Origin of the sequence: Bradyrhizobium sp. UBA2491 (genome assembly GCF_002341725.1) — a bacterium.
In the GTDB taxonomy this organism is placed as follows: Bacteria; Pseudomonadota; Alphaproteobacteria; order Rhizobiales; family Xanthobacteraceae; genus Bradyrhizobium.
The window spans coordinates 54,261-76,043 of sequence record NZ_DDOP01000064.1 but is presented as its reverse complement, the minus strand read 5'-3'; the positions used below and the strand labels follow the sequence as shown (position 1 = coordinate 76,043).

The following is a 21,783-nucleotide window of genomic DNA, read 5'->3' as shown; positions in this document are numbered from 1 at the left end:
ACGCCGCGGCCTATCGGCTCAAGCACGACCGTCTCTGGAATACTGGATCACCCGCATGCGCGGGTGATGACACCGAGCAAGCCAATGACGGATTGAGCGTTTCGCCAACAGTTCAAGAAACACCTGCAAAATATGGTTTTCTCAACTTCGTTCGGAAATGACCGCGTGCCCGGGGCTGGTGTCACCGCGGTGCTGGGGCCGACCAACACCGGCAAGACGCATCTGGCGATCGAGCGCATGCTGGCGCATTCGTCGGGGCTGATCGGGCTGCCGCTGCGGCTCCTGGCACGCGAGGTCTACAACAAGATCGCGGACCGTGCCGGTGTCGACAATGTCGCGCTGGTCACCGGCGAGGAGAAGATCAAGCCGAAGGCGCCGCGCTTCTGGGTCTCGACTGTCGAGGCGATGCCGCGCGATCTCGACGTGTCGTTCCTCGCCGTCGATGAGATCCAGATCGCGGCCGATCTCGAACGCGGGCATGTCTTCACCGACCGCATCCTCAACCGCCGCGGCCGCGACGAGACGCTGCTGCTGGGCGCTGCGACGATGCGCCCGATCATCGAACGGCTGCTGCCCGGCGCATCGATCATCACGCGGCCCAGATTGTCGCAGCTCGAATTCGCCGGCGACCGCAAGATCACGCGGCAGCCGCGACGCACCGCGATCGTGGCGTTCTCCGCCGATGAGGTCTACGCGATCGCCGAATTGATCCGCCGCCAGCACGGCGGCGCGGCCGTGGTGCTGGGCTCGCTCAGCCCACGCACGCGCAACGCGCAGGTCGCGATGTTCCAGAACGGCGATGTCGACTATCTCGTCGCCACCGACGCGGTCGGCATGGGGCTCAATCTCGACGTCGACCACGTCGCCTTTGCTTCGGATCGCAAGTATGACGGCTATCAGTTCCGCCGGCTGACCCCGGCCGAATTCGCCCAGATCGCGGGCCGCGCCGGCCGCGCCACGCGCAACGGCACCTTCGGTACCACCGGCCGCTGCGCGCCGTTCGAGCCCGAGCTCGTCAATGCGTTGCAGAACCACACTTTCGACAGCGTGAAAATGCTGCAATGGCGCAACGCCAAGCTGGATTTCTCCTCGCTCGGTGCGTTGCAGGTGTCGCTGGCGCTGTCGCCCAATCATGAGGCACTGACGCGGGCCCCGGTCGCCGAGGATGTGCGCGTGCTCGAGCATGTCGCACGCGACGCCGAGGTGCGCGAATGGGCGCATGGGCCCAAGGCCGTGGAGCGGCTGTGGGAGGCCTGCCAGGTTCCTGATTACCGAAAGCTGTCGCCGGCCGCCCATGCCGAACTCGTGACCACGCTGTACGGCTTCCTGATGCAAAAGGGGCGTATCCCTGACGCATGGTTTGCCGCCCAGGTCGACCAGGCCAACCGGACCGACGGCGATATCGACACGCTATCGGGCCGGATCGCGCAGATCCGGACCTGGACCTTTGTTGCCAACCGGCCGGACTGGCTCTACGACCCGGACCATTGGCAGGGCATCACGCGCGACCTCGAAAATAAATTATCCGATGCGCTGCATGAACGGCTCACGGAGCGTTTCGTTGACAGGCGGACCAGTGTATTGATGCGCCGCCTGCGGGAGAACTCAGTTTTGAATACGGAAATTGGCAAGACCGGTGAAGTGATCGTGGAAGGCCACGTGATCGGCCGGCTCGATGGTTTCACCTTCGCACCCGATGCGGCCGAGGCCGGCAGCGACGCCAAGGCGCTGCAAGCCGCCGCCCAGCAGGTGCTGGCGCGCGAGATCGATGCACGCGCAGAGAAGCTGGGTGCGGCCCCCGACGAGCAGTTCGTGCTGACCTCCGACGGCACCATCCGCTGGACCGGCGACGCGGTCGCCAAGCTGGTCGCGGCCGACGACGCGCTGCATCCGCGGCTGCGCATCATCTCCGACGAGCGGCTGACCGGGGCCTCGCGTGAGGCGGTTCAGGCCAGGCTCGATCTCTGGCTCAAGACCCATGTCGAGAAACTGCTCGGGCCGCTGTTCGAGCTGTCCAAGGCCGAGGATCTCCAGGGCATCGCCCGCGGCATCGCCTTCCAGCTGGTCGAGGCGCTCGGCGTGCTGGAGCGCACCAGGATCGCGGCCGAGATGAAGGATCTCGATCAGCCGTCGCGCGCGGCGCTGCGCAAATACGGCGTGCGGTTCGGCGCCTACCACATCTATTTCCCGCAGCTCTTGAAGCCAGCGGCACGCTCGCTGGCCTCGCTGCTGTGGGCCGAGAAGCAGAGCAATGTCGACATGGCGGCGCTGTCCAACGTGCAGCATCTCGCCTCCAGCGGCCGCACCTCGTTCCCGGTCGACAAGGCCCTGCCGCGCGATGGCTATCGCGTGCTCGGCTATCGCCAGTGCGGCGAGCGCGCGGTGCGCGTCGACATCCTGGAGCGGCTTGCCGACCTGATCCGCCCGGCGCTGGCCTGGCGCGAGACCTCGCCGGGCGAGAAGCCCGCCGGCGCGTTCGACGGCCGCGGCTTTGTCGTGACCCAGGCGATGACCTCGCTGACCGGCTCCGCCGGTGAGGATTTCGCCTCGATCCTGCGCGCGCTCGGCTACCGCATGGACCGCCGTCCGCCGCTGCCGCCGAAGCCTGTCGAGGCTGCCCCGGCTGAGGCCACCGAGACCGTGACCACCGAGACGCCGGCCGCCGAGGCGTCCGTCGAGGCAGGCTCCGATGCCACTGTCGATGCGCCAGCTGAGGCCGCTGCCGAGGTCACGGCCGATGCGCCGGAGGCTGTGACCGATCAGGTCGTGTCCGGCGATCCCGCGCCGTCGGCCGCGCTGCTGCCCGATGTCGGCTTCGCCGAGGTCGTCTCCAGCCAGTCGACGCCGGTCGTGATTGAGACCAAGGTGGAGGCCGCCGCGGAGCCCGCTGCTGTTGCCGAACAGCCGGTTGCCGAGGCGTCCGCTGCCGAGGCCGCGCCTGCGGTGGAAGAGCCCGCCCCTGCGGTGGAGGCCGTCGCGGAGACGCCGGCCGAGGCCGCTGCTGAGGCTCCTGCTGAGACCGCGGGTACCGAGGCGGCGACCACTGAGGCCGCTGCTGCGCCGGCGGAGACGCCGGCCGAGCCGCAACTGGTCGAGGTCTGGCGTCCCGGCGGCCGCTCAGACGAGCGCCGTCCGCATCACCATCGCGGCCAGGATCGCAACCGCGGCCGTCACCAGGGCAAGCCGGGTGAGGGCGCGCAAGCGGCCGAAGGCGGGGCCGAAGGGGAAGCCAAGCGCGAGCAGCATCGCCGTCCGCGCCGTCACCAGGATTTCCGTGCGCCGCGTCCCGGCGCGCCGGCCGATCCGTCTGCGGCGCCCGCCGACGGCGCACAGGCCCGCGACAACCGCCAGGATCATCGTGACGACAAGGGCCAGCGTCGCGAGCGCTTCGAGGGCCAGCGCTCTGAAGGCAAAGGCCGCGATCGCGACAACAATGAGCGTCGCCGCGACAACAAGTTCGGTGGTGGCGATCGCAAGGGCGAGCGCGGGGATCGCGATCGCGGCGGCCGCGACTTCGGCAAGGGCGGCGGTCGCGACAAGCGCGACGGCGGTCCTTCGCATCGGCCCTACGCCTCGAGCGCGCCGCGCGAGCGCGACCGTCCGATCGATCCGAATTCGCCATTCGCCAAGCTCGCGGCGCTGAAAGAGCAGCTCGCTGGGCGCAAGGAGTAGTCCAACCCCTGGTCTGACTTTTGGATCGACAGCGCCTCGACAAATGGTTGTGGCACGCGCGGGTGGTGAAGGCCCGCACCAGCGCGGCTGAACTCGTCGCATCAGGTCATGTCCGCATCAACGGCACGCGCGAGAAATCGCCGGGCCATGCGGTGAAGGCCGGCGACGTCGTCACCATAGCGCTCGACAACAGCGTCCGCGTGCTGAAGGTGATCGGCTTCGCCGAACGGCGTGGCGACGCGACCGCGGCGCGCGTGCTGTATGAGGATTTGCAAGGCAGCAATTTGCAAGCCGGTAAGAAGTAGTTATCTAGCGCTTGCTATCTGAATTTGGGGTGGCAGGGGCGTGAGAATACTGGCGTTTTTCAGAGCCAGCTTCCCTTGCGGCCCCGGTATTCCTGCGCTACGCAACCCCAGAAAAATCGATCGTCCCGGAGTTTTGGATGACCTACGTCGTCACTGAAGCCTGCATCAAGTGCAAATATACCGACTGCGTCGAGGTCTGCCCCGTCGATTGCTTCTACGAGGGCGAGAACATGCTGGTCATCCATCCCGACGAATGCATCGATTGCGGCGTGTGCGAGCCTGAATGCCCGGCCGACGCGATCAAGCCGGACACCGAGCCGGGGCTGGAAAAGTGGCTCGAGGTCAACCGCGACTACGCCAAGAGCTGGCCGAACATCACCCAGAAGAAGGACTCGCCCGAAGACGCCAAGGAGTGGGAAGGCAAGGAAGGCAAGTTCGAGAAATATTTTTCTCCGAATCCGGGCAGTGGCGACTGATTCGTCACGATCGACCGAGATCAGCCTGAGACTACCCCGATAAGGACGGGCTTTGGCCCACGGTCGTTCCGTCCGGCCGTCGATTTAACCCTAATGACGGACATATGACCGGCAGATCCCCTGTTATGCCCGGAATCGGGCGTAAATCATTGATTTTTGCGGAAAATGTGCTATATTGGGCACATTACAGGCCAAGAACCCCCTGCCATGCGTACCTTGTGGCTTCGAGGTTCCCGCAACATCGAACAGGGGCGTGGCAGTTTCCGCGCGCAGGCTGTGTCACAGAAAACGCGTAAAAAGAGTGCTTCAAAGACGACAAAGAAAGCCGCTGTCGTTGCTCGCAGCGCAACCAAAGGCCGTGCCAAGGCGTCCGTGAAGGCGCCTAAGAAGGCGGCGGCTGCAAAGTCCTCAAAGAACAAAAGAAGCGTGATGCCAGAAAAGACTGCCAAGCCTGCCGCCAAGGCGACGGCTGCGAAACCCGCTGCCGCCGCGAAGGTCGCCCCCAAGACTGCTGCTGCGCCGAAGCCGGCTGCCCCGAAGGCTGCCGCGCCCGCCGCTGCCCCGAAGGTTGCCGCCAAGCCGGCCACCGCCGCCCCGCGCGTCGAGGAGCCGAAGAAGGTCGTGACCCAGCGCCAGGGCTTCAAGGCCAACGAATTCGTCGTCTATCCCGCTCACGGCGTCGGCCAGATCCTGGCGATCGAGGAGCAGGAGATCGCGGGCGCCAAGCTCGAGCTGTTCGTGATCAATTTCATGAAGGACAAGATGACGCTGCGCGTCCCGACGGCGAAGGTCGCCAATGTCGGCATGCGCAAGCTGTCGGAGCCGGCGCTGGTCAAGAAGGCGCTGGAGACGCTGAAGGGCCGTGCCCGCGTCAAGCGCACCATGTGGTCGCGCCGCGCCCAGGAATACGAAGCGAAGATCAACTCGGGCGACATCGTCGCGATCGCCGAGGTGGTCCGCGATCTCTACCGTTCGGAATCGCAGCCCGAGCAGTCCTACAGCGAACGCCAGCTGTACGAAGCGGCGCTCGACCGTTTGTCGCGCGAGATCGCTGTCGTGCAGCACTCGACCGAGACCGAGGCGATCAAGGAGATCGAAGGCCAGCTCGCCAAGAGCCCGCGCCGTGGCGCCAAGGCCGAGTCCGCTGAAGGCGACGCCGAGGGCGATGCCGACGGTGAGGATCTCGACAACGACGGCGACGATACCGCCGTCGAGGACGAAGCCGCCTGAAAGGGTTCGACGGATTGAAAAACAAAAGCCCGGTCGCGAGACCGGGCTTTTTGTTGTCGCGTTGCTAGAGCATGATCCGGAAAACTGCGAAGCGGGTCTCGGTTTCCGACCGCTGGTGGAAGTGGGCTTCTCAAGATGAGCATCTACGTGACGGAACTCGCGACCCTGATGGCGATCTTTTCCTTTGTGATCGTCTCGCCCGGTGCCGATCTTGCGATGGTCCTGCGTCAGTCGGTGGTGCACGGTCGCAGAGCGGCCATCGTCACGTCGTTCGGGCTGGGCATCTCGCTGCTGTTCCACATCAGCTACACGATCCTTGGCCTCGGGATGATCATCTCGAAGTCGATCCTGCTGTTCAATATCGTCAAATGGTGCGGCGTCGCCTATCTCGTCTATATCGGGATCAAGGCGCTGCGCGCGGGCTCGCTCACCACGGAGAAGACCCCGCCGCAGGACCGCGCGTTTGGTCCTGAGCAGAAGCCCGTCGCCGAACAGGGGCTGATCAAGGCTTTTGTCCTCGGCTTCGCCACCAACGCGCTCAATCCCAAGCCGGTGTTCTTCTTCCTTTCGGTGTTCGCCACCGTCGTCAGCGTCCACACGCCGGCCATGGTCCGGTTTGGCTACGGCTTGGTGATGGCGAGTTGCCTGATCCTCTGGTTCGTCGGCGTCAGCTATTTCATGACGACGCCACGGGTGCGCGCGGCGTTTGCGCGTGCAAGCAAATGGATCGACCGCGTGAGCGGTGTTGTTTTCATTGCCCTCGGGCTGCGGCTGGCAACCGAAAAGGCCGGCTGAGGCGGGATCGGTTCGCTGCATTGCATTCGCCAGCCAACTCAGCTTCATCCGGTTCGTCGTCGCGATCGGGCCGCGACGGTCGCCGACAGCAGCCTGTCATTATTGCACTCGGCCATTAGTTCGATCCACTCGCGCAAGACCTTGGTGGCACCCGCTGCGTGCCGTGGGGGCGGCGGTGTCGCCCAACCAGCGACGTGGTCTCTGCACTCTGCAAGGCTTAAAGCCATTCGGCAGCGACCAGATTTCGCTGCCATGGCGCCGCCATGCTGCCATGTTACGGGCAAGACGTCCTCTCTCGATCGCGGAGCTGGCCATGATAGGCATCTTGATCTTTCCCGGCTTTCAATTGCTGGATGCGACCGGCCCAATCGCGGTTTTCGAGTTTGCTGCCCGGTTCGCATCAAAGACCTCCGAGGTTCGGATGCTCGCCATCAACGCCGGGCCCGTGCCGAGCTCGGCAGGCGTCGAAGTGCTTGCATCGAGCCTCGCTTCGTCGAATTCGCTCTCGACTCTCGTCGTGGCGGGCGGCCACGGCGTGCATTCGGCTATCGAATGCAGAGAGACGATCTCCTTTGTGCGTCAGCTGGCCCAGCAAGGCGTGAGGTTGGCTAGCGTTTGTTCTGGCGCTTATATCCTTGCCGAAGCAGGCTTGCTGGACGGACGGCAAGCAACCACACATTGGGGGCGTGCGCGGGATTTCATTTCGCGTTATCCCAAAGTGAAGCTGGATCCCGACCGCATCTTCCTCCGCGACGGCGACATCTGGACCTCCGCCGGCATCACGGCAGGAATTGATCTGGCGCTTGCCATGGTTGCCGAAGACCACGGCGACGTGATCGCTCGGGACACCGCGCGCCAGCTTGTGCTTTACCATCGACGCGGCGGCGGCCAGTCGCAATTTTCGTCCCTGCTGGAGTTGCAGACGCCGACCGGTCGTTTCAGCGCCTTGCTGTCGTGGGCGCGCGAACATCTCGATCAACCGCTGACGGTCGAGATCCTTGCTGAGCAAGCGGGCCTCAGTTCTCGCCACTTCGCGAGAGTCTTCACCGCCGAGACCGGATCGACACCGTCGAAGGCCATCGAAAGGCTGCGGCTCGAAGCGGCGCGTGAACGGGTTTTGTCCCAGGGGGAGCTGATTGATCGCGTCGCTGCCAGGACCGGTTTCCAGGATCCAGACAGGATGCGGCGCGCTTTCATCCGCGCCTTTGGCCGGTCGCCTCAATCGCTTCGCAGAGCTTCGCGCGGTATCTGACCCCCGCTCCCGTCAATGACCGAAAATGACGGATATTTGGCCTTGTCGCTCACCCGTTCCCGACCTTAATTCCGCTCACCATGAAACGTGGATGTAAGACGCGACGCCAACCCGGTTGAGCAGCAAATCCTTCCTCGGCTGCGGCTGCCCCGTAGAGGGAAATCATCGTCGAACACCAACAGGAAATCGCAGCCATGCGCACGGCGCTTGGCGATCGCTTGCCTGTGCCTTCATCGGAGCGCCGGTCGTGCAGACGACGAGCCGGCCAATTGAAAGGACCGAACCCGTGCGACTTTCTCTTTTGCGCCTGGCCCTTCTCGCCGCGAGCATGTTCACCCCGATCGCAAGCTTTGCCGGGCAGGCACCAGGCGCCGCATCCGATCCCGATATTCCGATCAGTCACAAGGATCGGCTCTACGCCGCCGAGCAGTATTCCAACACGGTCTCTGTTTCCGATCCGGTCGATAACAAGCTGCTCGGTGTCATCAGGCTTGGCGACCCGCAGCCGACCAATCTGAGCCCGCTCTACAGGGGGCAAGTCCTCGTTCACGGTCTCGGCTTCTCGCCCGATCACAAGACGCTCGTTGTCGTATCGATCGGTACCAACTCGTTGACCTTCATCGACACGGCGACCAATGCGGTCAAGCATACGACCTACGTTGGTCGTGCGCCGCACGAGGCATTCTATACCCCCGACGGCAAGGAGGTGTGGGTCACGGTACGCGGCGAGGATTATGTCTCGGTCGTCGACGCCAATAGTTTCGAGGAGAAAACCCGCATCAAGGTCGCCAACGGGCCCGGGATGCAAATCTTCTCGCCGGACGGCAAATACGGCTATGTGTGTTCGTCCTTCACGCCCGAAGTTGCCGTCATCACTGTCGCCGACCACAAGATCGTCGGCCACGTGAAGCAGGCGAGCCCGTTCTGCCCGAATATTGCTGCATCCGCCGACGGCAAGCAGGTCTGGTTTACGCTGAAGGACACCGGCAAGACACAGGTTTTCAATGCCCAGCCGCCGTTCGACCTGGTCAAGACCATTGATACCGGACCGATCTCCAATCACGTCAATTTCGTCGTCAACAAGAATGGCAGCTTCGCCTATGTGACTGTCGGCGGACTGAACGAAGTGAAGGTTTTCCGCACCGACACATTCGAACAGGTCGCGACCATTCCGGTCGGTAGCCTGCCGCACGGCATATGGCCTTCCGGTAACGGCACGCGTGTCTATGTCGGTCTCGAAAATGCCGACCAGTTCGCGGTGATCGACACCTTGGCCAACAAGGTCGTCGCCAACATTCCGATCGGTCAGGGAGCACAGGCTGTCGCCTACGTGCCGAATGCCGTGCCCGAAGGCGACGGTCTGCAGAACCTCGTGCCGCTCGGCGTCGCAAGTCAGGCCGCCCATCTGAAGCTGGTTGCCAAAGGAAACCGCGAAAGCAGCAAGGCGCCGACAAGCGTATCGCTGTTCGAGCAAGGTCTGACCCAGTTTGTCCAGGCGGCGGTCACCGGTCTCGAGCCGAAGAAGCTCTATGTCCTCGCTCTGTCCGACAAACCCGACGGCAGCGGCGCGCTCGAGGGCCTATCGAGCTTCATGACCAATGCTGCCGGTGCGCAAGTCGTCCAGGCTGTCGGTCCGATCCGACAGATCGTCGATGCGAAACACAGCGCCGCGAAGCGTTATCTCGTGATTGCGACCTCGATCGACGGCAAGCCCGGCGAAGTCCTTCAGGTCCAGTCGGAATGACCGCCGTGGCCTGTCCTTTCGGGGCGGGCCACCATCCGCCGGATCAGGTGGAAGCTTCGAAGTCTCGCGTCAACAGAGGAGAAATCGACGTGTCGAGCGTCGGTTCAGCAACATGAAACGTCTGAAGACATCCGCGGTCTATCTCATCTGCGCACTCTTCGGTGCAGCTGCGATGTTTGTTGCGATAAGCAGGCTGGCGCCGCCGGCAGCGTTGAAGTCGCCTTCGCAACTTCAGCTTCTGGTGTCGAACCTGATGTCGATCTGCAATGCCGGGACCGACAAGTTTGGTGATGAGACCGCGTACCTGATCGCCATGAATAATTCCATGGAAAAGATGATGTACGGCATGATCGCGCCGCCAACCGGGAAGCTCGACCACGACTTCGTTCAGATGATGATGCCGCATCATCAAGCAGCGATCGACATGGCCCAAGTCTATCTACGCTTCGGCAGCAATGCGCAACTGCAGCGCATTGCCCAGGAGATCATCGTCGAGCAACAGCAAGAAGTGGTGGCGATGCGGCTCGCGATCGGCGAGGAACTACCGCCCTCGGCACCGGCGCCAACGCGGATCGGGAGTATCGAAATCGAAATTGGGTCCCGTTGATCGGCCGTGAACAGCAGCGTCAGTCCGAACGGCGCGAGCAATACCCGTGCGATGTTGCGGCCATACTCGTAGGCCGTGACCACCGGGCGGCCGGCACCGGGGGCGAACGTTGCGTCGACGGCGAAGTCATTCGTACCGCAGGGGGGCAGCTGTACCGGAGATCTCGGACATGGCAGCACGGCAACGAGTCGTCATTTCACCCGCTGCTTCTCCAGCTTGCGGGCCAGCGTCCGGCGGTGCATGCCGAGGCGGCGGGCGGCCTCGGAGATGTTGAAGTCGGTCTCCATCAGGGTCTGGTGGATGCGCTCCCATTCCAGCGTCTTGATCGAGGTCGGCCGCGCGCCGACCTCGATGGCGGCGTTGCCGGCGGCTTTCTGGAACGCGGCCTCGATGTCGTCGGTGTTCGACGGCTTTGCCAGATAGTGGCAGGCGCCGAGCTTGATCGCCTCGACCGCGGTTGCGATGCTGGCGAACCCGGTCAGCACCACGATCAGCATGTCGGGATCATGCGCATGCAGCGCTTCGACGCAGGCAAGTCCCGAGGCGCCGCCGGCGAGCTTCAAGTCGACCACGGCATAGCCCGGCGATTGCTGATCGAGCAGCTCGCGGACCTCGTCGAGCGAGGCCGACACCGCGACGCCATAGCCGCGGCGCTCGAACGAACGCTTCAGCGTGCGCGCGAAGCCGGCGTCGTCCTCGACGATCAGGAGCTGGCGTTCATCCGTCAAGATCGTCTCCGATCGCGAGTGTCGAGAGCGGCAGCTCGAGCCTGACCGCGGCGCCGATGTCCGGCCGATTGCGCGCCGTCACCACACCGCCGAGCTTGCGCACGACGTTGACCACCAGGAACAGGCCGAGGCCGCTGCCGGAGCTGCCCTTGGTCGACTGATAGGGCTTGCCGATATGCGCCAGCATCTCGCGCGAGAAGCCGGGGCCGCGATCGGTCACCGACAGCAGCAGCCTGTCGGCATTGCGCTCGGCCATCAGCTCGATCCAGTCGCGCGAGACCTCGGCGGCATTGTCGAGCACGTTGAAGATCGCCTGCTTGAGCGCGATGTCGGAGACGATCGCCAGATCGGAGCCGAAGGCGTTGCGGAAGTACAGCGTGGCCGACGGTCGCGTGGTCCGCCATTCCTCGACCAGCGCGGTCAGGAACTCGGCGACCGTGGTCGGGGCGGAGCCTTCGCCGCGGGCCTCACCTGCCGACAGCAGGATGCCCGTCACGATCGACTTGCAGCGCTGGACCGCGATCTCCATCTCGCCGAGGTCCTGTGACAGTTCGGGATCGGAGGCGAGCGCGGGCATCCGCCGCCAGTCGCCCAGAATGACCGAGAGCGAGGCGAGCGGCGTGCCGAGCTCATGCGCGGCGCCCGAGGCGAGCAGCCCCATCTGGACGATGTGGTCCTGCTCGGCGGCTTGCTGCCGCATCGCGGCGAGACGAAGGTCGCGATCGCGCAGGTTGCGGTTGATCCGGGTCATGAAGATCACCAGCAGTACGGCGTCGAGCGCAAGCCCGATGAAGGTGCCGACGACATAGAGATTGAACGCGTCGGCAAAGCCCTGCTGCGGTAGCTCCAGCGGCCGGTAGTAGCTGGTCAGCCAGGCGAAGTTCATGCAGACCAGTGCGACCAGCGACCAGGTCGAGGGCGCATCGAGCAGCACCGCGCCGAGCGTCACTTGCAGCAGATAGAGCGACGTGAAGGGATTGGTGGCGCCGCCGCTGAGATAGAGCAAGGCGGTCAGCGCCGCCACGTCGAGCGCCAGCGCGATCAAGAGCTCGCGGTTGTTGATGTCGGCGCGGTAGCGCAGCCACAGCAGGCTGACGAGGTTGAGCACCACCAACCCCGAGATCACTGCCGCCATCGGCAGCAGCGGCAGCGCGACGCCCATCCAGAACTGCACGAAGCCGATGGTGGCGATCTGGCCGATCACGGCGATCCAGCGCAGCTGGACCAGCAGGGCCATGTTCTTGCGATTGGTCGCGAGGTCGGCCGGTGCCGCGAGATCGAACGGCATGCCGACAGCCGCGCTCACGGTGGCGCCGGTCGCGGCTTTCTCGTCATGCGGGTCCGGTGTGCGCTCGAGCATCGGGGCCTGGGTCGCGAGACAGGTTGCGGGCTGCGCCAATCAGGCGGCGCACGGCGGCGCGTCGTGAGTCCCACCTTGGATCGGAGACGCCGGCGCGGCCCCTGCCGCGTGCTACGCGCAGGAGCGCGCCCGCCAGCATAAGGGCCAGCGCGAACCATGTCAGCGCGTAAATCAGGTGGTTGTTCGGAAACCGGACGATCGTGAGCCCGCCGACCGGGTAACCGCCAGGATTTGGCGTCGCATCGGCGTCGACGAAGAACGGCGCCACATTCGACAATCCGTGCACTGCCGCGATCGCGGCGACGTCGCGGGAATACCAGCGTCCGGCCGCGGGGTCATTGCTACGCAGGAAGCCGCCGTTCGGCTCCGAGACCCGCAGCAGCCCGGTGACGCTGACCGGTCCCTGCGGCTCGCCGCCGCGCCGCGTCGCGGGATCGCGCCTGTCTGGCGGAACAAAGCCGCGATTGACCAGCACCGTGGTTCCGTCAGCGACTTGCAGCGGGGTCAGCACCCAGAAGCCGGGACCATCCGCCGTGACGGCTTGCACCAGCGTTCCGTCGGCATCGAGGAAGCTGCCGCGCAGGGTGACGCGGCGGTACTCGTCGCTCGCGGCGGTGACCGCCGGCCATGCCGATGGCGGCGGCGGCGCGACCGGCACGGCATGCATGCGCTGCTCGACCCGCTCGATCAGCGCCAGCTTCCAGGTCCTGCGTTCGATCTGCCAGACGCCGAGCGCGCTCAGCAGTGCCACGCCCAGCATGCCGAGCGTGAGCAGCACAAGCGAGGGTCTGGCGGATCGCATCATCACGGCATCTGGCTCATGTCGTGCATCGGCATCATGTTGACGTTGAGGTGATGCATGACCCACAGCGAGCCGGTCAGCGCGATCACCACCATGATCACGGTGAAAATCAGCGCCAGCATGGTCCAGCCGTTCTCGGATCGCGTGTTCATGTGCAGGAAGTACACCATGTGCACGACGATCTGCACCGCGGCGAGCACCAGCACGATCAGCGCGGTGACCTGCTTGTCGGCGATCGCGCCGGTCATCACCAGCCAGAACGGGATGGCGGTGAGGACGACCGAGAGACCGAAGCCGATCAGGTAGCTCTTCAGCGAGCCGTGCGCGGCGCCGCCGTGGTCGTCATGGCCGTGGCCGCCACCATGGCCTTCGAGGGTACGGGCTTCCGTTGTCATCGCAGCATTCCCAGCAGGTAGACGAAGGTGAAGACGCCGATCCAGACCACGTCCAGGAAGTGCCAGAACATCGACAGGCACATCAGCCGGCGCCGGTTGGCTTCGGTCAGGCCGAAACGCGCAGTCTGCACCATCAGCGTCACCAGCCAGACCAGGCCGAAGGTGACGTGCAGGCCGTGGGTGCCGACCAGCGTGAAGAACGACGACAGGAAGGCGCTGCGCTGCGGCGTCGCGCCCTCATGGATCATGTGGGCGAACTCGGTGAGCTCGATGCCGAGGAAGGCGAGGCCGAACAGCCCGGTGATCGCGAGCCAGAGTTGGGTCTGCCCGATCTTCGACTTCTCCATCGTCAGCATGGCGAAGCCATAGGTGATCGAGGAGAGCAGCAGCATCGTGGTGTTGAGCGCGACCAGCTTGAGGTCGAACAGGTCCTTCGGCGCCGGACCGGCGGCATAGTTGCCGCCGAGCACGCCATAGGTCGCAAACAGCATCGCGAAGATGAGGCAGTCGCTCATCAGGTAGATCCAGAAGCCCAGCATGGTGCTGGCGCCTTCCGGATGATCGTGTTCGTCGACGACGTGGAAGACCGGCTCGGAATCCTGAGTGGTTATCGTTGCTACGCTCATGTCTGGGCTCCCGCGGCGAGAACACGCGTCCGCGCGTCTTCGGTCCGCACCACCTCATCCGCAGGGATGTGGAAGTCGCGGTGATAGTTGAAGGTATGGCCGATCGCGACCGCGAGCAGCGCAACGAAGCTGACGGCGGCGAGCCACCAGATGTACCAGATCAGCGCAAATCCCATCACCGTCGCGAAGCCGGCGAGGATGATGCCGGTGCCGGTGTTGGAGGGCATGTGGATCGGCTTGAAGCCGGTCAGCGGGCGCTTGTAGCCGCGGCGCTTCATGTCCCACCAGGCGTCGTTGTCATAGACTACGGGCGTGAAGGCGAAGTTGTAGTCCGGTGGCGGCGAGGAGGTCGCCCATTCCAGCGTCCGTGCGTTCCAGGGATCGCCGGTGGTGTCCTTGAGCTGCTCGCGCCGGAGGATGCTGACCGCGAACTGCACCAGCATCGCGCCGATGCCGAGCAGGATCAGGAAGGCGCCGAAGGCCGCGATCACGAACCAGATCTGCAAGGAGGGGTCGTCGAACACGCGGAGCCGTCTCGTCACGCCCATCAGGCCGAGCACGTAGAGCGGCATGAAGGCGAAGTAGAAGCCCGAGACCCAGAACCAGAACGACAGCTTGCCCCAGAACGGATCGAGCCGGAAGCCGAACGCCTTCGGGAACCAGTAGTTGATGCCGGCGAACAGGCCGAACAGCACGCCGCCGATGATCACGTTGTGGAAATGCGCGATCAGGAACAGGCTGTTATGCAGCACGAAATCGGCCGGCGGCACCGCGAGCAGCACGCCGGTCATGCCGCCGATCACGAAGGTCAGCATGAACGCCACCGTCCACATCATCGGCAGCTCGAAGCGGATGCGGCCGCGATACATCGTGAACAGCCAGTTGAACATCTTCGCGCCCGTCGGGATCGAGATGATCATGGTGGTGATGCCGAAGAACGAGTTTACGCTGGCGCCGGAGCCCATCGTGAAGAAGTGGTGCAGCCAGACCAGGTAGGACAGGATGGTGATGACGACGGTGGCGTAGACCATCGAGGTATAGCCGAACAGTCGCTTGCCGGAGAACGTCGCGGTCACCTCGGAGAAGATGCCGAACGCCGGCAGCACCAGGATGTAGACCTCGGGATGGCCCCAGATCCAGATCAGGTTCACGTACATCATCGGGTTGCCGCCGAAGTCGTTCGTGAAGAAGTTGGTGCCGACGTAACGGTCGAGCGAGAGCAGCGCCAGCACCGCGGTCAGGACCGGGAAGGAAGCGACGATCAGGACGTTGGTGCAGAGCGAGGTCCAGGTGAACACCGGCATCTTCATCATCGTCATGCCCGGCGCGCGCAGCTTGACGATGGTGCAGACCAGGTTGATGCCCGATAGCGTTGTGCCGACGCCGGCGACCTGTAGTCCCCATATGTAATAATCGACACCGACGTCAGGACTGTAGCCGATGTTCGACAGCGGCGGGTAGGCGAGCCAGCCGGTGCGGGCGAACTCGCCGACGAACAGCGACATCATCACCAGCACCGCGCCGCCGACCGTCATCCAGAAGCTGAAATTGTTGAGGAACGGGAAAGAGACGTCGCGGGCGCCGATTTGCAGCGGCACCACGTAGTTCATCAGGCCGGTGACCAGCGGCATCGCCACGAAGAAGATCATGATCACGCCGTGGGCGGTGAAGACCTGGTCGTAGTGATGGGCCGGCAGGTAGCCGTCGGAGCCGTTGAAGGCGATCGCCTGCTGCATACGCATCATCAGCGCGTCCGCGAAGCCGCGCAGCAGCATCACGATGCCGAGGATCATGTACATGATGCCGATGCGCTTGTGGTCGACGGTGGTGAACCACTCGCGCCACAGATAGCCCCAGAGCCGGAAGTAGGTGACGAGCGCGAACAGCGCGAGGCCGCCGGTCGCGACCACCGCGAAGGTGCCGACCAGGATCGGCTCGTGGATCGGCAGCGCTTCCAGATTGAGGCGGCCGAAGATCATCTTGACGAGATCGGGATTCATGCGGTCCTCCTCAGGACTCTGATTTCGGACGCTGGCCGAGCAGCAAAGAGGTCGATGACGGCTGCGCCGGCGAGAACGGCGGGCGCTTCAGCCCGAAGCCGCGCAGCGGCGTCAGGTCGAGCGGCGCGGTGACCTCGCGCGACGGCGCGTCCTTGATCTCGTCCATCGAGCAGATGCCGGCGACGAAAGTCGGTCCGGTGCCGAGCGGTGCGCCGCGGCGGGCGTATTTGTCGTAGGTGAGCGGCAGCGTGTTGTTGAGGCCCTCGCGCCCCAGGCCGCCCTTGGCGTCGATCGCCATCATCTCGCTCATGCACATCTTGCCGGGCTCGACGCACATGTTGAGGATCGCCTTGTAAAGATCGCGATCCACGGTGCCGTAGAGCCGCACCGGATCGTCCTGGCTCGGGCGCTCGAGCTGGAGATAGTCGCTGCGGCCGAGCATGTTGGAACTGGCCTTGGTGTTGGCGATCCATTTGTCGAAGCCTGTGGCCGACAGGCTCTTGAACTCGAAGTGCATGCCGGAGAAGCCGGCGCCGCTGTAATTGGCGGAGAAGCCGCGGAAGGTGCCTTCCTTGTTGGCGACCGCGTGCAGCTTGGTCTCCATGCCGGGCATGGCGTAGATCTGGCCGGCAAGGGCGGGGATGTAGAACGAGTTCATCACGGACGAGGCCGTGATGCGGAAGCGGATCGGGCGATCGACGGGAGCGGCGAGCTCGTTGACGGCGGCAACGCCGTAATCCGGGTAGATGAACAGCCACTTCCAGTCGAGCGCGACCACCTCGACATTGAGCGGGGCGTCCTTGCTCTCGATCGGCTTGTTCGCGGCGATGCGGCCGAGCGAGCGGTAGGGATCGAGCAGATGCGTGCCCATCCAGGTCAACGCGCCGAGGCAGATGATGATCAGCAGCGGCGCCGACCAGATCACCAGCTCGAGCTGGGTGGAGTGATCCCACTCCGGCTCGTAAGGTGCCGCGGTGTTGGACTGGCGGTAGCGCCAGGCAAAGAACACGGTCAGCGCCATCACCGGGAGCACGATGATCAGCATCAGGACGGTGGAGATCACGACGAGGTCGCGCTGCTGGACGGCGACGTCGCCGGCGGGCGCCAGGACGACGAAATCGCACCCGCCAAGGAGCGCCGCGAAGGGCAATAAGGCCAATAATTTCAAGGCGCGCACGGCTCACCCCACTGGAATTTTATGAGTTCGGCCAACGGGTAGCTGCGATGCAGCAAAGTTGACATTGGACAATTTGTCCAATGTTGCACTGCGGGATAGAAGCTCAGAAAGTGAGGTGGACCGCGTGGCAAAGCGCCCGTGGACGCATCTCTTGCTTGAGCAACATCCGGCCGGAAAACCAGTTTCCATGTTCCCGGATTATGCTCCAAAGGACGGTTCTCCGGCGATGGCACAGGCCCCAGCAATGGCTCACGGCACCCCGACGGCATCAGGTCACGGGCAGGCGAAACCCGGCGAGATCGCCATCGGCGTCATCATCGGACGGACCTCGGAATTCTTCGACTTCTTCGTCTATGCCATCGCCTCGGTGATCGTGTTCCCGAAGCTGGTGTTCCCGTTCGTCAACGAGCTGACCGGCACGCTCTATTCGTTCGGCATCTTCGCACTGGCGTTCGCCGCGCGGCCGCTCGGCACCGTGATCTTCATGGCGGTCGACCGCCGCCACGGCAAGGGCGCCAAGCTCGTCATCGCGCTGTTCCTGCTCGGCACCTCGACGGTGGCGATCGCCTTCCTGCCCGGCTACGACACGATCGGTGTCGCCGCGATCTGGCTTTTGGCCGCCGCGCGCGTCCTGCAAGGCATCGCCTGGGGCGGCGCATGGGACGGGCTCGCCTCGCTGCTTGCGATGAACGCGCCGGCAAATCGCCGTGGCTGGTATGCGATGGTGCCGCAGCTCGGCGCGCCGCTCGGGCTGATCGTGGCGAGCGCGCTGTTCGCCTTCTTCGCCGGCAATCTCTCGGCCGATGATTTCTTCGACTGGGGCTGGCGCTATCCGTTCTTCGTCGCCTTCGCCATCAACGTGGTGGCGCTGTTCGCGCGGCTGCGCATGGTGGCGACCGACGAATATTCCGAGCTGTTCGAGAGCCGCGACCTGGAGCCGGCGCCGGTCGGCGAGACCGTCGCGCAGGAAGGCCGCCACATCCTGCTCGGCGCCTTCGCGCCGCTGGCGAGCTTCGCCCTGTTCCACATGGTCACGGTGTTTCCGCTGTCCTGGGTGTTCCTGTTCACCAGGGAAAGCCCGGTACGCTTCCTGATCATCGAGATGATCGGCGCCATGGTCGGCGTCGTCGCGATCATCGCCTCCGGCATGATCGCCGACCGCGTCGGGCGCAAGCCGCTGCTGCTGGGCTCGGCGGTCGCGATCGCGGTCTATAGCGGCTTTGCCCCGCAGTTGCTCGATGCCGGCGCGTTCGGCGAAACCGTGTACATGGTGCTCGGCTTCGTGCTGCTCGGCCTGTCGTTCGGCCAGTCGTCGGGCGCGATCGCCTCCAGCTTCGCATCGACCTATCGCTACACGGCCTCGGCGCTGACCTCGGATTTCGCCTGGCTGTTCGGCGCCGGCTTCGCGCCGCTGGCCGCGCTGCTGCTGGCCACGCATTTCGGCCTGATCTCGGCCGGCGCGTATCTGTTGTCGGGCGCGGTGTGGACGCTGCTGGCGCTTTGGCTGAGCGGCCTGCGCGAAGCCGAGGGTTGAGCTAGCGGAACAGTCCGTCGACGCGGAACGAATAGCCCAGGCCGACGATAGTGTTCGGCGAGTTGCGGTTGAGCCCGAAGGCGACATGGAGGTCGACCTGCTGGGTCGGCGTGATCTGAACCATGCCGCCGGAATTGATCAGCTGGGTCGGCCGCGCGCCGTCGGGATAGTCGCCGACATATTCGGTGAAGACGCTGATCCGCGCGGTCAGTTTCTTCTCGATCACGAAGGTCGCTTCCGACATCTGCCGGCCGGTCAGCTCGGAGGGGCGAAAGAATTCCGTGAACATGCCGCTGACGCCCCAGCCGTCATGCAGCTCCCATGACCATGGCAGTTGGATATAGGGCTGCGTGCCGCGCCCGGCGACGTCGACCGCGCCGGTCGGCAGTGCGACGCCGGCCGCGAGCGAGAGGTCGATCTTCCCCGGCACTGGGCTGATCTGCCATTTGATGCCGGGCGCGACGTCGGAAAAGCCGGATGGACCGGGCGATCTCATTGTTCCGAGATAGCTCGGCAAGTCGACCAGCACCTCGAGGCAGGGCGCGATGCCGAGCCGCCAGCGGCTGTTGCTGCCGTCGATGCTGCGGCCGCCGTCGCGTCCGGTCAGGTTGCTGCCGTTCTCGTTCTGCAAGCTCCCGACCGGCACGACGATGCTCGAATTGGTGACGTCGGGCCGGTCGGTCGCAATGTCGTCGCCCGGCTTTGGACAGCCGTCCGCGCGCGCGGCGGTGGCTGCTGCGGCGGTGAACGCAGCAAGCATGCACGCGCATCCGGCAAGTCGAGCGACGGCGCCGAACCGATTGCGAAACACTGGGGATGCTCCCATAGCGCGGCGCCGCTGCGGAGGTGGCAGCTTCCGAGTGAGATTGCCGGTGGCGCGCGGATATTCCTGGCGGCTTCAAAAATCTCCCTCAAGCGAGGGTGTGCGGCATGTCGAGGAATAGAATGGTGGTGTGGCTGCTCCTGTCGTCGTGGCAAACAGGAGACCACTGCAATGACCATTCGTTCGATCGCGGGCGTGCCGGCGCTGCGGCACGCCAAAATCGCCGCGATGGCGGCCATCGCGATCCTGCTTTCGTTGAACGGCGCCCGCGCGGCGGGCGATCCGGTGCGCGGCGCCACGCTGTACCAGGGCTGCGGCGATTGCCATTCGATCGAGAAGAACGATGTCGGCCCGATGCACAAGGGCGTCGTGGGCCGCGTTGCCGGGACCGTCGCGGGCTACAATTACTCGCCGGCGCTGAAGAACTCGAAGATCGTGTGGACCGAGGCCAATCTCGACAAATGGCTCTCCGGTCCGGACGCGATGGTGCCGGGCACCAAGATGTTCTACGAGGTTCAGGATCCGAAGGACCGCGCCGACATCATCGCCTTCCTCAAGGAGAAGGCGAAGTAGGGCGCCAAGCTTCTCCACCCGTCGTCCCGGCGAAGGCCGGAACCCTTATCACCGAAGGTGATTGTTGGAAGCGGCTGGGGCCACAGCGCGCTCGAACAACGCTACCCTGTGGTTATGGGTCCCGGCCTTCGCCGGGACAACAGCGGTGGTGAGGTGCGAGCGCGACGCTTCGCAGGCTCAATCCACCACGATCTTGACGCGGTCGCGCGGCTTCACCTGGGCGTGGGCGTCGAGGCCGTTGAGCACGCGGAAGCGCTCGGCCGGATGATCGACGCCGGCCATGCGGTGCGACAGCGATTCCACGGTGTCGCCGGGCTGCACGTTGATGACCTTGATGCGCAGCGGGCGCGCGGCCTGGATCTCATCGAGCGTCAGACGACGGAATGAATTGACGGTCTCGCGCGCATTGCGCTCGCTCTCGGTGGATTTCTGCTTGGCGGCGAAGATGAAGCGGTAGACGTCGCTGCCGAAGCGCAGCGCGTAGACCTTGAACTGCCACTGGTCGCCATGCGCGGTGGCCGAAGCTGCCGGAAAACCATTGATGTTGAGGTCCTCGGTCGAGGATTTCTCGACGCCTTCCATCCAGCCGGAATTCAGATAATCGCCGAGCGTCTGCTCGGCCGGCACCCGTACCACGTCGAAGCGCATCGCCTGGCTGCCGCCTTCGCGCACGCCGATCACCGCCTGTGCGGTGTTGTCGAGCGTGAAATTCTCGGGCGCGGTGAAGGTGAAGCCGAGCTTCGGATGCAGGAATCGGCGGCCGCGCACGAAGCCTTCGCTGGGATCCTCGCCATAGACGATGTTGTCGATCGCGGCGAGATAGGTCTCGCGGTCGCGCTCGTCGTTCTCGGGCGACGAGTATTGCCGCGCGGTGGTCTGCGCATTGGAGATGCGCTCCGGCGTCGCCGGATGCGACGAGGTGAAATCTTGCGCGCGCGGATCGAGCGCGGTCTTGCCGACCTTCAGCGCAGCGTTGCGCTCCATTGCGGTCAGGAAGCGCGCCGCGCCATAGGGATCGAAATGCGCGCGCGCGGCGATCCCGACGCCGATGCCGTCGGCCTCGAACTCCTGCTGCCGCGAGAAGCTCGCCATCGTCAGCTTGGTCTTGGCCAGCGCCAGCGCCGTGAGATCGGGGTCGCTGCTCATGTCGGTGACGACCCGCGTCACCACCGCGGCCTGGCGCGCCTGGTCCTCGCGCATTGCGGCGTGCTTGGCCAGCACATGCGCCATCTCGTGGCTCAGCACCGAGGAGAGCTCGGAGGTGTCGCTGGCCAGCGCGATCAGGCCGCGCGTCACATAGAGCTGGCCGGTCGGCAGCGCGAAGGCGTTGACCGCGCCGGAATTGAGGATCGTCACCTTGTAGGCCTGGTCGGGCCGTTCGGACGCGGCGACCAGCCGCTCGACGGTCTTGTTGATCAGGGCCTCGAGCCTGGGATCGTCATAGGCCCCGCCATAGGACGACAGGATGCGTTCGTGCTCGCGCTCGCTCGAGGGCGTCTGCTGCACCACGCGGTTCGGTTTCACCGGCGGCGCCGCCGCTGCGGTCGGGGTGACCTGCTCGAACCGGCCGACATTGCCGCAGGCCGACAGCGTCAGGGCCGCGCAAACGAGCGCCGGCGCAGCCGAAAGGCGGCGGCCAGTCCCTTGTTCACGCCGTCCTGCGCGTTCAATCACGTCCAAAACT

At 64.7% G+C, this 21,783-nt stretch carries 19 protein-coding genes; 10 read left to right on the top strand and 9 right to left on the bottom strand.

Going from position 1 to position 21,783, the window contains the following annotated elements:
* The first annotated feature begins 132 nt into the window (after nt 1-132).
* The 8 genes from B2W55_RS21215 (at nt 133) to B2W55_RS21180 (ending at nt 10,081) form a co-directional block, all read left to right on the top strand.
* Complete coding sequence (locus B2W55_RS21215; protein WP_024582649.1) at nt 133-3,672, top strand: helicase-related protein; 3,540 nt, start codon at nt 133-135, stop codon at nt 3,670-3,672.
* 20 nt (nt 3,673-3,692) lie between these two features.
* Nucleotides 3,693-3,977 carry an RNA-binding S4 domain-containing protein gene (locus tag B2W55_RS21210; protein ID WP_029879491.1) on the top strand — a complete coding sequence of 95 codons (285 nt, stop codon included), beginning with the start codon at nt 3,693-3,695 and terminating at the stop codon, nt 3,975-3,977.
* A 137-nt stretch (nt 3,978-4,114) separates the two neighbouring features.
* Nucleotides 4,115-4,453 (top strand): ferredoxin FdxA, encoded by a 339-nt coding sequence (fdxA, locus tag B2W55_RS21205; RefSeq protein ID WP_016844914.1) that lies wholly within the window; start codon nt 4,115-4,117, stop codon nt 4,451-4,453.
* A 429-nt stretch (nt 4,454-4,882) separates the two neighbouring features.
* On the top strand, nt 4,883-5,683 hold the full coding sequence (locus B2W55_RS21200; RefSeq protein ID WP_080890848.1) for a CarD family transcriptional regulator: 801 nt from the start codon (nt 4,883-4,885) through the stop codon (nt 5,681-5,683).
* 135 nt (nt 5,684-5,818) lie between these two features.
* Nucleotides 5,819-6,478 (top strand): LysE family translocator, encoded by a 660-nt coding sequence (locus B2W55_RS21195; protein WP_024582652.1) that lies wholly within the window; start codon nt 5,819-5,821, stop codon nt 6,476-6,478.
* A 313-nt stretch (nt 6,479-6,791) separates the two neighbouring features.
* Nucleotides 6,792-7,730, top strand: coding sequence for a GlxA family transcriptional regulator (locus tag B2W55_RS21190; protein WP_024582653.1), 939 nt, complete (start codon nt 6,792-6,794; stop codon nt 7,728-7,730).
* Nucleotides 7,731-8,058: 328 nt separating this feature from the next.
* Nucleotides 8,059-9,474, top strand: a complete 1,416-nt coding sequence (locus B2W55_RS21185; protein ID WP_043855139.1) for a YncE family protein — start codon at nt 8,059-8,061, stop codon at nt 9,472-9,474.
* Between the two features lie 112 nt (nt 9,475-9,586).
* On the top strand, nt 9,587-10,081 hold the full coding sequence (locus tag B2W55_RS21180) for a DUF305 domain-containing protein (RefSeq protein ID WP_024582655.1): 495 nt from the start codon (nt 9,587-9,589) through the stop codon (nt 10,079-10,081).
* A 191-nt stretch (nt 10,082-10,272) separates the two neighbouring features.
* Here the strand turns inward: B2W55_RS21180 and B2W55_RS21175 are convergent, their stop codons facing one another.
* Genes B2W55_RS21175 through cyoA form a run of 7 tightly spaced genes read right to left on the bottom strand, consistent with a single transcriptional unit; the run spans nt 10,273 to nt 17,169 of the window.
* Nucleotides 10,273-10,809 (bottom strand): response regulator transcription factor, encoded by a 537-nt coding sequence (locus B2W55_RS21175; protein ID WP_024582656.1) that lies wholly within the window; start codon nt 10,807-10,809, stop codon nt 10,273-10,275.
* A complete protein-coding gene (locus B2W55_RS21170; protein ID WP_024582657.1) occupies nt 10,799-12,169 on the bottom strand; it encodes an ATP-binding protein in 1,371 nt (456 codons plus the stop codon). Before B2W55_RS21170 ends, B2W55_RS21175 begins: the two co-directional genes overlap by 11 nt.
* Complete coding sequence (locus B2W55_RS21165; RefSeq protein ID WP_192827278.1) at nt 12,141-12,974, bottom strand: SURF1 family protein; 834 nt, start codon at nt 12,972-12,974, stop codon at nt 12,141-12,143. The genes B2W55_RS21170 and B2W55_RS21165 overlap by 29 nt, the downstream gene beginning before the upstream one ends.
* Nucleotides 12,974-13,366 carry a cytochrome o ubiquinol oxidase subunit IV gene (gene cyoD, locus B2W55_RS21160; RefSeq protein WP_024582659.1) on the bottom strand — a complete coding sequence of 131 codons (393 nt, stop codon included), beginning with the start codon at nt 13,364-13,366 and terminating at the stop codon, nt 12,974-12,976. Before cyoD ends, B2W55_RS21165 begins: the two co-directional genes overlap by 1 nt.
* Nucleotides 13,363-13,992: a cytochrome o ubiquinol oxidase subunit III gene (gene cyoC, locus B2W55_RS21155; RefSeq protein WP_024582660.1), complete on the bottom strand. Its 630-nt coding sequence runs from the start codon at nt 13,990-13,992 to the stop codon at nt 13,363-13,365. Before cyoC ends, cyoD begins: the two co-directional genes overlap by 4 nt.
* Complete coding sequence (gene cyoB, locus B2W55_RS21150) at nt 13,989-15,992, bottom strand: cytochrome o ubiquinol oxidase subunit I (RefSeq protein ID WP_024582661.1); 2,004 nt, start codon at nt 15,990-15,992, stop codon at nt 13,989-13,991. Before cyoB ends, cyoC begins: the two co-directional genes overlap by 4 nt.
* Nucleotides 15,993-16,002: 10 nt before the next feature.
* Nucleotides 16,003-17,169 (bottom strand): ubiquinol oxidase subunit II, encoded by a 1,167-nt coding sequence (gene cyoA, locus B2W55_RS21145; RefSeq protein ID WP_024582662.1) that lies wholly within the window; start codon nt 17,167-17,169, stop codon nt 16,003-16,005.
* 244 nt (nt 17,170-17,413) lie between these two features.
* Here cyoA and B2W55_RS21140 point away from each other — a divergent pair, with 244 nt between their 5' ends.
* Nucleotides 17,414-18,703 carry an MFS transporter gene (locus B2W55_RS21140; RefSeq protein WP_024582663.1) on the top strand — a complete coding sequence of 430 codons (1,290 nt, stop codon included), beginning with the start codon at nt 17,414-17,416 and terminating at the stop codon, nt 18,701-18,703.
* 1 nt (nt 18,704) lies between these two features.
* Here the strand turns inward: B2W55_RS21140 and B2W55_RS21135 are convergent, their stop codons facing one another.
* Nucleotides 18,705-19,463 (bottom strand): transporter, encoded by a 759-nt coding sequence (locus B2W55_RS21135; RefSeq protein ID WP_244442253.1) that lies wholly within the window; start codon nt 19,461-19,463, stop codon nt 18,705-18,707.
* A 234-nt stretch (nt 19,464-19,697) separates the two neighbouring features.
* On the opposite strand from B2W55_RS21135, the gene B2W55_RS21130 reads away from it, so the two are divergent.
* The gene (locus tag B2W55_RS21130; RefSeq protein ID WP_024582665.1) at nt 19,698-20,099 is read left to right on the top strand and encodes a c-type cytochrome; all 402 of its coding nucleotides are present in this window, start codon (nt 19,698-19,700) and stop codon (nt 20,097-20,099) included.
* Nucleotides 20,100-20,276: 177 nt separating this feature from the next.
* Here the strand turns inward: B2W55_RS21130 and B2W55_RS21125 are convergent, their stop codons facing one another.
* Nucleotides 20,277-21,773, bottom strand: a complete 1,497-nt coding sequence (locus B2W55_RS21125) for a M48 family metalloprotease (RefSeq protein ID WP_024582666.1) — start codon at nt 21,771-21,773, stop codon at nt 20,277-20,279.
* Between the last annotated feature and the right edge of the window lie 10 nt (nt 21,774-21,783).

Coding starts and splice junctions, on each gene's coding strand:
- B2W55_RS21215 (WP_024582649.1), top strand. CDS start 133: ATGGTTTTCTCAACTTCGTTCGGAAATGACCGCGTGCCCGGGGCTGGT.
- fdxA (WP_016844914.1), top strand. CDS start 4,115: ATGACCTACGTCGTCACTGAAGCCTGCATCAAGTGCAAATATACCGAC.
- B2W55_RS21200 (WP_080890848.1), top strand. CDS start 4,883: ATGCCAGAAAAGACTGCCAAGCCTGCCGCCAAGGCGACGGCTGCGAAA.
- B2W55_RS21195 (WP_024582652.1), top strand. CDS start 5,819: ATGAGCATCTACGTGACGGAACTCGCGACCCTGATGGCGATCTTTTCC.
- B2W55_RS21190 (WP_024582653.1), top strand. CDS start 6,792: ATGATAGGCATCTTGATCTTTCCCGGCTTTCAATTGCTGGATGCGACC.
- B2W55_RS21185 (WP_043855139.1), top strand. CDS start 8,059: ATGTTCACCCCGATCGCAAGCTTTGCCGGGCAGGCACCAGGCGCCGCA.
- B2W55_RS21180 (WP_024582655.1), top strand. CDS start 9,587: ATGAAACGTCTGAAGACATCCGCGGTCTATCTCATCTGCGCACTCTTC.
- B2W55_RS21170 (WP_024582657.1), bottom strand. CDS start 12,169: ATGCTCGAGCGCACACCGGACCCGCATGACGAGAAAGCCGCGACCGGC.
- B2W55_RS21165 (WP_192827278.1), bottom strand. CDS start 12,974: ATGATGCGATCCGCCAGACCCTCGCTTGTGCTGCTCACGCTCGGCATG.
- cyoD (WP_024582659.1), bottom strand. CDS start 13,366: ATGACAACGGAAGCCCGTACCCTCGAAGGCCATGGTGGCGGCCACGGC.
- cyoC (WP_024582660.1), bottom strand. CDS start 13,992: ATGAGCGTAGCAACGATAACCACTCAGGATTCCGAGCCGGTCTTCCAC.
- cyoB (WP_024582661.1), bottom strand. CDS start 15,992: ATGAATCCCGATCTCGTCAAGATGATCTTCGGCCGCCTCAATCTGGAA.
- B2W55_RS21140 (WP_024582663.1), top strand. CDS start 17,414: ATGGCTCACGGCACCCCGACGGCATCAGGTCACGGGCAGGCGAAACCC.
- B2W55_RS21135 (WP_244442253.1), bottom strand. CDS start 19,463: ATGCTTGCTGCGTTCACCGCCGCAGCAGCCACCGCCGCGCGCGCGGAC.
- B2W55_RS21130 (WP_024582665.1), top strand. CDS start 19,698: ATGACCATTCGTTCGATCGCGGGCGTGCCGGCGCTGCGGCACGCCAAA.